The 12,770-nt window shown below is 69.5% G+C and carries 10 protein-coding genes and 2 pseudogenes; 3 read left to right on the top strand and 9 right to left on the bottom strand.

Annotation, left to right across the window (positions count from 1 at the left end; genetic code table 11):
- The first annotated feature begins 69 nt into the window (after positions 1–69).
- A pseudogene (gene fadD5, locus ACWDTF_RS11980) lies at positions 70–1,679 on the top strand (fatty-acid--CoA ligase FadD5).
- 73 nt (positions 1,680–1,752) lie between these two features.
- Here the strand turns inward: fadD5 and ACWDTF_RS11975 are convergent.
- The 8 genes and pseudogenes from ACWDTF_RS11975 to ACWDTF_RS11940 all read right to left on the bottom strand — a co-directional run.
- A pseudogene (locus ACWDTF_RS11975) lies at positions 1,753–1,902 on the bottom strand (IS110 family transposase); the annotation flags it as partial.
- 86 nt (positions 1,903–1,988) lie between these two features.
- Entirely contained in the window at positions 1,989–2,939 is a 951-nt protein-coding gene (locus tag ACWDTF_RS11970; RefSeq protein ID WP_005195278.1) for a tyrosine-type recombinase/integrase, read from the bottom strand.
- A 167-nt stretch (positions 2,940–3,106) separates the two neighbouring features.
- A complete protein-coding gene (locus tag ACWDTF_RS11965) occupies positions 3,107–4,486 on the bottom strand; it encodes a dihydrolipoyl dehydrogenase family protein (protein WP_005206419.1) in 1,380 nt (459 codons plus the stop codon).
- Between the two features lie 66 nt (positions 4,487–4,552).
- The gene (locus tag ACWDTF_RS11960; protein WP_235194085.1) at positions 4,553–5,098 is read right to left on the bottom strand and encodes a cytochrome C biosynthesis protein; all 546 of its coding nucleotides are present in this window, start codon (positions 5,096–5,098) and stop codon (positions 4,553–4,555) included.
- Positions 5,095–5,457, bottom strand: coding sequence for a hypothetical protein (locus ACWDTF_RS11955; RefSeq protein WP_355273372.1), 363 nt, complete (start codon positions 5,455–5,457; stop codon positions 5,095–5,097). The genes ACWDTF_RS11960 and ACWDTF_RS11955 overlap by 4 nt, the downstream gene beginning before the upstream one ends.
- Positions 5,457–5,972 carry a TlpA family protein disulfide reductase gene (locus ACWDTF_RS11950; protein WP_005180213.1) on the bottom strand — a complete coding sequence of 172 codons (516 nt, stop codon included), beginning with the start codon at positions 5,970–5,972 and terminating at the stop codon, positions 5,457–5,459. Before ACWDTF_RS11950 ends, ACWDTF_RS11955 begins: the two co-directional genes overlap by 1 nt.
- Before the next feature lie 87 nt (positions 5,973–6,059).
- Entirely contained in the window at positions 6,060–6,383 is a 324-nt protein-coding gene (locus ACWDTF_RS11945) for a hypothetical protein (RefSeq protein WP_005180211.1), read from the bottom strand.
- A complete protein-coding gene (locus ACWDTF_RS11940) occupies positions 6,380–6,766 on the bottom strand; it encodes an ArsR/SmtB family transcription factor (RefSeq protein ID WP_004018626.1) in 387 nt (128 codons plus the stop codon). Before ACWDTF_RS11940 ends, ACWDTF_RS11945 begins: the two co-directional genes overlap by 4 nt.
- Before the next feature lie 122 nt (positions 6,767–6,888).
- Here ACWDTF_RS11940 and merA point away from each other — a divergent pair, with 122 nt between their 5' ends.
- Together merA and merB are read left to right on the top strand one after the other, a co-directional pair.
- A complete protein-coding gene (gene merA / locus ACWDTF_RS11935) occupies positions 6,889–8,325 on the top strand; it encodes a mercury(II) reductase (RefSeq protein WP_005195274.1) in 1,437 nt (478 codons plus the stop codon).
- Positions 8,326–8,359: 34 nt separating this feature from the next.
- Positions 8,360–9,481 carry an organomercurial lyase MerB gene (gene merB, locus ACWDTF_RS11930; RefSeq protein ID WP_017681707.1) on the top strand — a complete coding sequence of 374 codons (1,122 nt, stop codon included), beginning with the start codon at positions 8,360–8,362 and terminating at the stop codon, positions 9,479–9,481.
- 35 nt (positions 9,482–9,516) lie between these two features.
- Here the strand turns inward: merB and ACWDTF_RS11925 are convergent, their stop codons facing one another.
- Entirely contained in the window at positions 9,517–12,528 is a 3,012-nt protein-coding gene (locus ACWDTF_RS11925) for a Tn3 family transposase (RefSeq protein WP_355279876.1), read from the bottom strand.
- Positions 12,529–12,770 lie beyond the last annotated feature (242 nt).

The raw sequence follows: 12,770 nt of genomic DNA, 5'->3' as shown, positions 1-12,770 counted from the left end.
TCGATCACACAGTAGGCGGGGACCGCGATGGTGCGGCACCCCGCGAGTTGGGACTAAGGGGAGATGGCAATGACCGCCACTGTCGACACGACAAGCGACCTGGTGACCGAACCGATGCGTTCGCGCCGCAACCATTGGAACAACCAGGTCCGCCGTCACGCGTTCATGACCCCCGACGCCACGGCCATCACCTACCTCGACCACGCCACCACCTGGCGCGATCTCGAACACCGGTCTCGTGCGTTCGGGGCCGCGCTGCACCGTCGCGGAGTGCGCTTCGGCGACCGTATCCTCATGGCCCTGCTCAATCGGACCGAGTACGTAGAAGCGGTGTTGGGGGCCAACCTGATCGGCGCCATCCCGGTGCCGGTGAACATCCGGATGAGTCCGGCCGAGGTCGGCTATCTCGTCACCGACAGCGGTGCCCGGGTGATCCTCACGGAGCGGTTGCTCGCGCCGCTCGCCGGCGCGGTGAGTGCGTCGACCGGCGGCATCGACAACGTCATCGTCGTCGACGGCAGCGACGATCCGGCACACCTGGACTACGAGACCATCCTCGCCGAGGATGCCTCGGACCTGCCCGAGGTCGACGTCCCCGAGGACACCGTCGCGCTCATCATGTACACCTCGGGTACCACCGGTAAACCCAAGGGCGCCATGCTGACCCATCAGAATCTGCAAGCGCAGGCCGTGACGACCATCGCGACTGCACAGCAGGGCGGTTCCGACGCCGACGTCGCCTCGATCGTGCCGCCGTTGTTCCATATCGCAGGCATCGCCGGCTTCGCGCCGGTGCTGTATCGAGGTGTGCGGGCGGTGATCCACCCCCTCGGTGCGTTCGACGCCGACACCATGCTCGACACGATGGAACGCGAGGGCACGACGTCGGTGTTCATGGTGCCGGCTCAGTGGCAGGCCATCTGTGCCGCACAAGCGGCCCGGCCCCGCGACCTCAAACTGCACACGATCAGCTGGGGTGCGGCGCCCGCATCAGACACGGTGCTCAACGCGATGAACGACACCTTCCCGCAGGCACTCAACATGACCGCGTTCGGCCAGACCGAGATGTCCCCGGTGACGTGTATCCTCGAGGGCAAGGATGCGCTGCGCAAGATCGGATCCGTCGGCAAGGTCGTGCCCGCGGTGACGGCCCGCATCGTCGACCCCATGATGAACGACGTGGCACCCGGCGAAGTCGGCGAGATCGTCTACCGCGGACCGAATCTCATGGTCGGCTACTGGCAGAATCCGCAGGCCACCGCCGACGCCTTCCGCGGAGGCTGGTTTCACTCCGGCGATCTCGTCCGTCAGGACGACGAGGGCTTCTTGTACGTGGTCGACCGCGCCAAGGACATGATCATCTCCGGTGGCGAGAACATCTACTGCGCGGAGGTGGAGAACGCCCTCTACGCCCATCCGGCGATCGCCGAGGCCGCGATCATCGGGCGCGCCGACGAGAAATGGGGCGAGGTACCGGTCGCGGTCGTCGTGCTCGCCGATGGCGTCGACGATCTGACGTTGAATGATCTCGAATCCCTCTCAACGAGAACCTCGCGCGATTCAAGCATCCGAAGGATCTGGTCATCATCGACGAGCTACCCCGCAACGCCGGCGGCAAGGTCGTCAAACCCAAGCTGCGAGATGCTTACGGCAGCAAGGACTCCGGGTTGTCCCACTGAGCGTGGACCCCGCCGGCCGAGGTGCGACGAGCGCAAGCGAGGAGCCTCGAAGACATCCCAGGGGTCCAAGTTGTCAAGCGGCTTGGTCGTTGCGGTGTGCCCAGGCGGTGGTTTCGTCGTAGGGTTTCCCGGTTTTGAGGCAGCCGTGCAGGATGCCGATGAGCCGGTTGGCCAGGACGCGGAGCGCTTGGGAATGAGATTTCTTGTTGGCTCTGTGCATGTCGGGGTCACGGTAGTAATGGCGCAAAAAACAACGAAGTTCGCGTAGTGCCTGGTCAGCGGGTAGACGGACGCTCTTGTTGGTGGCCGCTATCGGTGGCTGCGGTCGGGGCCGATGAGGCTGGTGATGCCGCGCATGGCTGCCGGTGAGGGTTTGAAGTAGCGGCGTAGGTTCTCGGGTTTGCGGTGGCGGGACTTGGCCATCAGCTCCACCAGGCTGGCACCGGCCTCGCCGAGATGCGTCAGGCCGGAATGCCGAAGTTCGTGCAGATCCCAACCGGTGCCGGGCCCATTCGTCGCGGTGGCGGCATCCAGCACGGCGCGGGCCTGGCCGTAGGACAGCCGGGCCAGCCCGGTGTCGGGGCAGATGTCCCGGTCGGCGGCGGCCTTTCCGGGGCCCGGTCGGCGGTGGGTGACGAACAGCGGTCCGCGGGTGCGGCCCTTGGTGAGGCGTGGCAGGAGCCGGGCGGTGCCCGCGTCCCAGTACACGAGCTCGTGCGCGTACTCGTGGTAGGTGGCACCGCGGCGGCGGGTGCGGGGCTTGGCGCCCTTGGACTTCACCGGGCAACACCGCCCGGCCAGATCGAGGTCCTCGATGTTGACCTGGAGCAGTTCCTCGGTGCGGGCGCAGGTTTCGTAGAGCATCCGCCACAGCGTCTTCTCCCGGAGGTCGATGTCGCGGCGGGCGATGAGCCGGTCGATCGCGGTGCGCGAGTGCACCGGGGTGGTGGAGTCCGGTGGAGTGGAGCGTTTCACCCAGGCCGGGACCGCCGGGGCGGTGTGGCCGTGCTCGCGGCACCACGCCAGCCACGACGCGACCGCGGCGCGGCGGGCGTTCCAGGTGTTGACTGCTGAGGAGCCCCACAGGGTTTCGAGGGTTTCACCGATCTCATCGTCGGCGACGTCGGCCAGCCGCCGGGTCTCGCCGAGCGTGGCGGTGGTCTTGTCGACGGCGATGCCGTAGGCGCGGCGGGTGTTCGGGGAGCCGATCGAGTCGAGGAAGCTGTCGCCGGCGGCGCGGACGGTGATCCCGGACGGCACGGTGGTACCTCCCTCACTGGGCTTGCCGCAGATAACAGGTCCGCGTCGCGCACCGCCGGAGCGGAGTCGGCGCAGGCCGGATGTCATGATGCTACAGATAACAGGGTGTTATCCGTGGCAGTCGGAAAATGGCCTCACCCGAGTACCGGGCGATGCTCATGGGGTGTCTATGCGCCGATTTCGCGGTGGACGCCGCCGGCGGCGGTGTTGACCGCTTCGGCGAGGGTGGGGTGGATGTGGATGGCTTGGGCGAGTTGGGTGTAGGTGGCGCCGGTGGTCATGGCGATGACGGCCTCGTGAACGAGGTTCCCGCCGTCGGGTCCGGCGATGTGGCAGCCGAGGATACGGTCGGTGGCGGCGTCGGCGACGAATTTGACCAGGCCGCGGGTGTTGCCGATGGCGCGGGCTTTCACGACGCCGGTGAAGTCCTGGCGCCCGACGACGACGTCGTAGCCGGCGGCGCGGGCGGCAGGTTCGGTGAGCCCGACGGCGCCGACTTCGGGGTCGGTGAACACCGCGTGAGGCACGATGCGCCCGGTTGTGGTGCGGTCCTGGCTTCGGAATATGGTGCGGTAGACGATGTCGGCGTCGTCGCGGGCGGTGTGGGTGAACATGGGCCCGCCGCGCAGATCGCCGAGCGCCCAAACATTTTCGGCGTCGGTGCGCAGGGAGGCGTCGACGGTGAGGAAGCCCTGTGGGTCGGGTTCGAGACCGAGGTACTCGAGGCCGAGATTGTCGCTGTTGGGGGTGCGTCCTGTCGCGATCAGCAGGTGGCTGCCGGTGATGTCGTCGGCTTCGCTGCCGGTGCAGCCGAGCCGGATGTTCCCGGTGGTGCCGGTGGCCGCGGTGCAGGTGGTGCCGGTGAGCACGGTGATGCCGTCGGCGGTCATGCCCTCTCTGACGGCGGCGGAGATGTCGGGGTCCTCGCCGGGCAGCAGCCGGTCGGCGCGTTGGATGAGGGTGACCTCGGAGCCGAATCGCCGGAACATTTGGGCGAACTCGCAGCCGACGTAGCCTCCGCCGACGACGAGCAGATGTGAGGGCAGGTCGGTGAGGTCCAGCAGGGTGCGGGAAGTGAAGTAGGGGACGGTGTCGAGGCCGTCGATGGCGGGGATGGTGCTGCGGGTGCCGGTGACCAGCAAGATCCGGTCGGCGGTCAGGTCGGTGCCGTCGACGGTGAGTGTGCGGGGTGCGGTGAAATGTCCTGTGGCGTGGTAGAAGTCGAGGTCCGTTGATTTCTCGACGGTGCGGTAGGAGCCCGCGCGGATGGAGTCGACGATGGTGTTCTTGCGGTCGACCACGGCGGCCAAATCGACGGTGACCGGTCCGGGTAGGCGGACCCCGAATTCGGCGGCGCGGCGCGCCTGGTGCGCCACGGCGGCGGAGGCGATCATGGTCTTGGTGGGGATGCAGCCGCGGTTGAGGCAGGTCCCGCCGAGCAGTTCTTTCTCCACGAACGCGACGCGGCCGTGCCGGGCCGCGCGCAGCGCGAGCGGCAGGCCGGCCATGCCGCCGCCGAGTACCAGGGTGTCGTAGCGTTCGCTCATGTGCTCGGTGCCTTTCCTCGATCGAATCGCTCTGGAAGGGGTACGGCAGTCGACCGGTCGGCGCGGTCAGCGCGCGTGTTTCTCCTCGATTGTGGCGGGTGCGGGGGCGCAGCAGTCGTTGTCGGGGGTGGCGTCGCGGTGTCGGGCCCGGGTGTTGCGGGCAACGACGGTGGCGGCAAGCGTGGCGGCCACGGCCGCCACGGCGAGAATGATGACCGTGCCGGTGTGGTTTTGAATCCAGATGCTCACCGCGGCGGACCAGGCGGTGGAGCCCATCGCGGCACCACCGGTACTGCCGATAGCGGCGGGCCACCAATACCAGACGAGGTAGGCGCCGGTAGCGACGAGCACGACGGCGGTGATGCGGGTGCCGTGGCGGGCGAGCACCGCGAGGTAGCGGGTGGCAGCGGTGCCCGCCGCGGCGGTGGCGAGGCTGACCAGCAGCAAGACCGTCGCGGCCCCGGCGGCGTAGACGGCGAACACCACCAGCAGCGCTGCCCATCCGGCGGTGGCCTGGGCTTGGGCGATCACGGCGAGCAGCACCCCGAAGGTGCACGACAGCGACGCGGCCGCATAGCCGGCACCGGCGGCCACCATACCGGTGGTGGTCATCGATGCGCGGGGCGGGCGCTGAGCGCGGCGGGGCAGGCGCAGGCCAAGGCCACGGCCGGTGAGCATGACCAGCCCGAGCACCGCCAGCGCCGCGCCGACGGCCAGGCCGAGGCGGGGGCCGCGGCGATGAGCGCGCGGGCGCCGGCGCTGCCGGCCAGGCCCGCCGCGGCGAGGGTGCCCGCGAATCCGAGGGTGAGCGCGGTCCCGGCGCGCAGGGCGCGCGCCATGCGGACCGGGAACGCGTCGGTGGTGGTGTCGCCGAGGGTGTGGGTGATCCAGGCGGGCAGCAGCGCGAATCCGCACGGGTTGACCGGGGCGAGCATCCCGGCGGTGAACGCCAGCGCCAGCAGTCCGCCCATCACGCCGCTCCCGCGTCGCGCAGTGCGGTGGTGATCTGGTCGGCGGACGGGTCGGTGGCGCGGTAGGTGACCTTGCCCGCCGGATCGACCACGACCAGCGTCGAGAGCGACGCCACCGAGAGTCGTGTGGTGAGGGTGGCGCCGGTGTCGATCACGGCGGGCAGCGCCTGGGTGCCGGTGAAGTCCTGGAACCCGGCCACCGTCTGCGCGGATTCACCCGGATCCATGTCGACCAGCACGAACGACGCCTTGTCGCCGAGTTGTCCGGCCGCCTGCGCCACCGATTTCGCGCCGCCCACGCATTCGCCGCAGCCGACGGAGAAGAAGAACAACGCGGTCGGCTTGTCACCGGGCACGCTGATGGAGGTGCCGGTGACGGTGTCGACCTGCACCGGCGCCACCGGATCCTGCGCCGTCGTGTCGGTCGAGGTGCACCCGGTGAGGGCCAGGGCTGCGGACAGCGCCAGCGCGGCGGCGGCGAGGGCGGGGCGGCGAAAGCGTGGCAGAGTGGCCATTCGAGGACAGTGGCCTTTCGTGCGGGGGGCGAGGGAGTGTCAGCGCGGTCTCGCGACCGCTCATCGGGGTGTCAGAGTTCGAGACGGTCATGCCGGGGTTTCCGTCCGGTCGCGGTCGGCCGGAGCCGACCGAGGGGATCCGGGTCGGGGCGGACAACACCCCGTGGCCTTACGGGCGCGGCGCCGCAGGGTGTAGCCGACGGCGGCGGCCACGACCAGCACGCCTGCGGCAAGCAGCCACGGGCTGGTCAAGACACCGCCGAGACCGGCGAGCACGCCGCCGGCGATCAGGGCGGGACCGGCGCAGCAGGCGACCATCACCAGCACGCCACCGGCCACTGCGAGCAGACCACCGAACCCGCCCGAGTCGTTGTCGGGTGTGTTCATCGCCTTGTTGTCGGGTGTGTTCATCGCCGCCCACTACCGTCCGCGGCGGGGATGCGCGGGCAGCAGCCCAGCGCGGCGGAGTTGTCGGCCGCCAGCGACCGCGCCAGCATCACCAGGTCAGCTACCCGCGGATCACCCACGGAGTACCGCAGTTTCTTCCCGTCGCGGCGCGCGAGGACATACCCGCAGTCGGCCAGGCAGGACAGGTGTACCGACACCCGGGGCTGCGAGATGCCGGCGTGTTCGACGCAGTCGGCGGAGGTGCGCTCCCCGGCGAGGATGAATTCGAGGAGCTTGAGCCGGGTCGGATCCGACAGGGCGCGAAAAAACTTCGCCGTCGTATCCAGATGCGTACACGCCGACTCGGCACCGGGCACGGTGACAGTGGCGGTGGTGGACCGGGCCATGGGATCGCCTCCACGAGACTTGAACTATTCGGATAAACGCATAATATGGTTCCGGTAGATATTCGTCAACACGAATAGCAGCCGTTGTCGGTTCAGCGGTTGCCCGACCAGGAGGCACCCTCGTGACCTTGACAGATTCCCGCGCCGATCTGGCGATCATCGGTTCCGGCTCGGCGGCGTTCGCCGCCGCCATCGCCGCGGTCAACCTCGGCAAACGGGTGGTGATGGTGGAGCGCGGGACGGTCGGGGGCACGTGCGTGAACGTCGGGTGTGTGCCCTCGAAGGCGCTGCTGGCCGCCGCCGAGGCCCGCCACGCCGCCGAGGCGGCGGGCCGGTTCCCCGGGCTCACCCCCGCCGAGGTGCCGCTGGATTTCCCCGCCCTGATCGCGGGCAAGGACGCGCTGGTCGGGCAGCTGCAGGCGGAGAAGTATGTCGACCTGGCCGCCGACTACGGGTGGGAGATCGTCTCCGGCACCGCGGTGTTCGACGGCAGCGCCGAGGCACCCGTGCTGCGGGTCGCGCGCGCCGAGGGCGGTGTACGGGTGATCGAGGCCGACCAGTATCTGATCGCCACCGGTGCCGCGCCCTGGGCTCCGCCGATCGACGGCCTCGTTGAGGCCGGGTATCTGACCTCGACCACCGCCATGGACCTCCAGCAGCTGCCGGAGTCGCTGATCGTGGTGGGTGCGGGCTATGTGGGGCTCGAGCAGGCCCAGCTGTTCGCCCGCCTGGGCAGCAAGGTCACGGTGATCGCGCGTAGCCGGCTGACCTCGGGTGAGGAACCGGAAATCTCGGCCGCGCTCGAGGCCGTCTTCGCCCACGAGCGCATCGACGTGCTCACCGCCGCCACCGTCGAGAAGGTCCTCGCCGACGACGGGCACAAGGTGGTGACCGTGCGCACCGGCGGCGGCGCCAGCACCGAGCTGCGGGCCGAGCAGGTGCTGATGGCCACCGGCCGCCGCCCCAACACCGCCGGGCTGGGCCTGGATGCGGTCGGCGTCGCCGTCGACGAGCGGGGCGCGGTCGTGGTCGACGACCGCCAGCGCAGCAGCAATCCGCGCATCTGGGCGGCCGGGGACGTGGCCGGGGATCCGCAGTTCGTGTACGTGGCCGCCGCGCAGGGCACCCTGGTCGCCGACAACGCCCTGGCCGGTGCCGATCGCGTCCTGGACTACACCACGGTGCCGCGCGTGACGTTCACCAGCCCCGCGATCGCCTCGGTCGGACTGACCGACGCGCAAGCCGCCGCGGCCGGGCTGGCCTGCCAGTGCCGGGTGCTGGGGTTGTCGAGCGTGCCGCGGGCGCTGGTCAACCGGGACACCCGCGGCCTGGTCAAGATCGTCGCCGAAGCCGGCACAGGCCGGATCATGGGCGTGCACGCCCTCAGCGACGGCGCCGGGGACCTGATCACCGCCGCCACCTATGCGATGACCGCGGGTCTGACCGTCGACCGGCTCGCCCACACCTGGGCGCCGTACCTGACCATGGCCGAAGCGCTGAAACTGACCGCGCAGACTTTCACCACCGACGTCACCAAACTGTCCTGCTGCGCAGGCTGACGCCGTCGGACGGGAGGCAGTGATGAACGGACACATGACGATCGGGGACCTCTCGGCCCGCACCGGGGTGCCGGTGAAGGCGCTGCGCGAGTACACCGACCTCGGCCTGATCTACACCCTGGGCCGCAGCCCGGCCGGCTACCGCCTCTACACCGACGACGCGGAGTGGTGCGTGCGGTTCATCGGCGAGCTGCGCGGCCTCGGGCTCACCATCGCCGAGATCTGCCAGCTCACCTCCACCGACCGTGACGACCACGGCCGTTCGGTCGGCGCCCATCTCGCCGAGCTGCTGCAGCGGTCGCGGCAGCGGCTGCGCCCGATGCCGAGCAGATCCTCGACCGCATCGACGCCTTCGAAACCGCACACCGTGCGCATCTGGCCACCGACGACCTGTGCTGGGCCGGTGACCCGTGCGGATGCGAGCTACGGGCTTGACCCTCACCCCGGGGACAGACCCTACCGTCGGCACCGTCACTGTCCGATCGCCCTCGAGGAGTCCGATCCCATGAGTACCGACAACCTCACTGCCGACGTTTTCGCCAAGATCCTGCCCGCCGGCCGGGACCGGGCGCTGATGCGCGCCGCGCTGCGGCTGCTCGCCCACGGCACCCCGGTCACCGTCACCGAACTCGCCGCCGCCGCGGGAGTGCCCGACCTCGACCCCGCGCAGACGCCGATCGGCGCCGACGTCGAATACGACGAGGCCGGCCGGATCGTCGGCTGGGGCCTGACCCTCAACCCGACCCCGCACCGGTTCAGCGTCGGTGGCCACCAGCTCTACACCTGGTGTGCCCCCGACACCCTCATCTTCCCCGCCGTCATCGGCGCACCCGCCTGCATCGAATCCGACTGCCCGATCACGGGCACCACCGTGCGCCTGACCATCGACCCCGTCACCGGGGTCAGCGACCTGGAACCGGCCACCGCGATGGTGGCCTTCGTCGACCCCGACCGGATCCAGCCCGGTCACCTCCGCGCCACCTGCTGCAACCCGCAGATGTTCCTCGCCACCTCCGACGCCGCCCACCACTGGCAGGCGAAATTCCCAGGCATGACGGTGCTGCCGGTCACCGACGCCTACCACCAGCTCGCCCGCCCCCTCGCCGACGCGATCACCGACCCGACCACGACCACCGGAACCAGCGCCTGCTGCTAGATCGCGCCGCCGCCGATCCGGGCCGGCGCTGCGGGTCAGAACAGGGTGTCCCGCACGCGCAGCGGCCGGTACCCGGTGGGGCCGAGCTGGGCGAGTTCGGCGTCGATGTCGACCTCGATGGCGCCGAAGAAGTTGATGTTCTCGCTGTGGGCCGGGGAGATGTGCGTCAGCACCTCGTCGTCGATGCGCCGCCCGGCCCGCCGCATCTGTTCGGTCGCCAGCCCGTAATACTCTGTGGTCCAGGCGATGACGGCGTTGGTCGCCAACGTGAGGCACCATGCCTGTTCGGTCTGTCCCTCCAGGTGCCTCGCGCGCACGGCGCCTTCGTGCGCGTAGAGCAGGTCGCGGCGGAGCGCGTGCAGGGATTCGCCCTTGTTGAGCTGTCGGGAGATCTTGCGCCGATAGCCCGGGTCGGACAGGTACCGGGCGGCGTAGATCGTGCGCCGCAGCGCCCCGTATTCCTTGAGCGCCGCCGCGAGGGCGTTCTGCCGGCCCGACGCGGAGAGCTTGCCGACCAGCAGCGACGCGGTGGCGTGCCCGAACTTCAGCGACCCGCTCAGCCGGAGCAGGTCGTCGTAGTGCTCGGCGATGAGATCCAGATTCAGCTTGCGGGTCAGCAGCGGCCCGGCGTGCGGGAACGCGGACTCCACCTGGGCCCGAGGCGCCGCCCGATACAGGGTGATCCGGCCCAGGTCCCGGATGCGGGGCGAGAGCTGCAATCCGAGCAGGTCGAACAGCCCGAAGTTCACGAGGGTGACGCCGTGCGTGTCGGTCGCATGCTCGGTGATCGGCAGATCCGTTGCATTGCCGAGGATTTCGTCCAGCACGTAGTGAGCTTCGCGTCTCGTCGCGACGATGACCTTGGTGCCGTAGGTGGCGTGCTGATCGGTGACATGGGTATACGTGCTCAGTCCTTCGTTCGCGAAATAGCGGCTCAACGCTCTGGCGGTGACCGATTTGCCGCGGGTCGGGAACCGTTGCCCATCACTCGACGACAGGGTGCCGGCGCCGAAGACCGGGGTCAGCGGCAGCCTTTGGTGGTAGTCGATGATCGTCAGGTTCGCCGCCCGCAGCGTCTCCTCCCGCACATACCATTCGCTGGTCCAGGCCAGGATGTCGTAGGAGAGGCCCGACGCCTCGGCCATTCGGGTCAGCCCGAGGTTGGTGGAGTAGGCCAGCAGGACGGCGATGAGGTTGCGTTTCAGCTCCGGGCTGCGGGCCTGTTTGCCGCCGGCGTGGGTGAAGCAGTCCAGGTAGCCGGTGCGTTTGTCCAGCTCGATCAGCAGCGACACGATCGGCGCGAACGGCAGCATCTCCGTCAGCTCGGCCTTGAGCGCCGTCGCCTCCGCGGGCACATCCTCCGCCGACAGCGGTGAGATCACCAGGTCACCGGCCTCATCGAGACGGACCGGCCCGTCGCCGCCGGCGAGCACCTTCTCCAACTCGCCCATAGCGGCGTCGAGCTCGTCGGTGGCGGTCGCCAGCGCGCGAGCGGGATCAGCGGACTTGCCGACCAGGCGGCAGAACTCGTCACGCTGCGGCTCCCACGCCTGCGGGGTCAGCAGGTACGCGGCCGGGTCGGCGTAGCGGCGCGACCCCGGCACGAACACATCCCCGCTGCGCAACCCGTCACGCAGCCCCAGCAGCACGCACAGCTCCCAGTAGTGCCGATAGGCGGTGGTGTTACCGGCTTTGCGGGCCTCGTCGAGGTAGCCGCGCCACTTCGTCGGCACGAACCCGGTCGGCGCGTCGTCGGGCACCTTGCGGGTACCGGTCGCGTTCAGCTCCCGCAGCATGTGCACCCCGATCAGCAGCTCGGTCGCGGCGGTGCCGCCGGCGAACCGGACTGTCGACAGCACCTGCGGGGTGAACTGCCGCAGGTAGGAGTACGAGCTGTCCAGAGCGGCCAGGTGCCCGTGATCGCGCGGCAGCCGAGGCTTGGCCTGCGCGACCGCGGCCCGCAACCGCTCCCATCCGATCCGATCGCCCCGGATCAGGCCGCCGATCTCCTCGTCGGGGATCTGCAGGTCACAGACGATCGCCAGCAGGTCGTCGAGCAACCCCTGCCGATCCTCTCCGGCCTTACCGCGCTCGGCCAGCTCGTCGCGCATCCGGCGTTCGGCCTTGCTCAACCTGGCCGAGATCGCCTGATCGAACAGCTGCACCACCTCGTCGAGCACATCGGTGGCCGACTGCGCCAACACGGTGAGCAGAATCGGGTAGCGGCGTTGCGGATCCCGGCGTTCGAGGGCTTGGCCCGTCAAGCGGCGGCCCACCGTCGCCAGGAACCGCCGCCGCTCCGCCGGCAGCACCGACATGTCCAGCTCATCCGCGCCCAGGTTGCGCAGGAACACCAGCTTCTCGACCTCGGCCTTCACCGCGGTCGCCGACGCCTCCACCGGGCCGGTCGACAACCACCGCAACCGCGACATCTCGATCGACGGGTCGACGACCAGCAACGCATCCAGTTCCTTACACCGCTGCGGCGTGAACTCGCGCGCCAACCGGTCGTAGGTCTCCCGCTGCGCCCGCGTGCGAGCGTGCGCGACCCGGCGGACCGCCGTTTCCGGGCCCGGCCGGATCACCCGCGCCGAGATCAGGTACTCACACGCCAGCCGGAACAACAGCGTCGGCGAATCGTGCTCCATCGCCCGCGCCAGCAGAAACTCATCCAGCTCCTTCAACTCCATCGCCCCGGCAGGCCGCCACCCCAGATACTGGGCCACCAGCCGCACATGCTCGGTCCGCGTCTGCGCCCGCTTGCCATACGAACGAAGCTGCGCTGCATCGATATTCAGCTGATCCGCCAGCCGGGCCACCGCCACCGGCGGCGCCGACGGCACCTTGTCCGGCACGAACCCCAGCCACGGCAAGGTGCACAACGCCACCGCCAGGCCCAGACGGACCGCAGGGCCCCTACCCTGCGGAGCAACAAACGCCAGATCCGCCGGGGTCAGCGTGAAGTACCGGAACAACTCCTCACGACTGATCTCCGGGAACTCCCGCAGGCGCTGCAACTCCTCGTCCGCGAATACCCGCGTCGCCACGAACCCCAGCCTCCAACACGCCGACCAACCTCATCGGCAGACAAGCCAAGCACCAACCACCCCGGCCCGCAGCCCGAACCGAGAAATCGCCGCTGACCAGGCACTACGCGAACTTCGTTGTTTTTTGCGCCATTACTACCGGGACCCCATGTCGTAGAAGGCGCGGGCGCCGATACTTCCGGTGAGCGCGGATTGGGCCATGCGCATGGCAGCGTCGTTGAGTCGGTGGTTGCGGGCGTGAC

The sequence above is a fragment of the Gordonia sp. NPDC003422 genome, assembly GCF_053588675.1.
The sequence above is the reverse complement of the archived record's forward strand: the minus strand, read 5'-3'. Positions and strand labels throughout refer to the sequence as shown.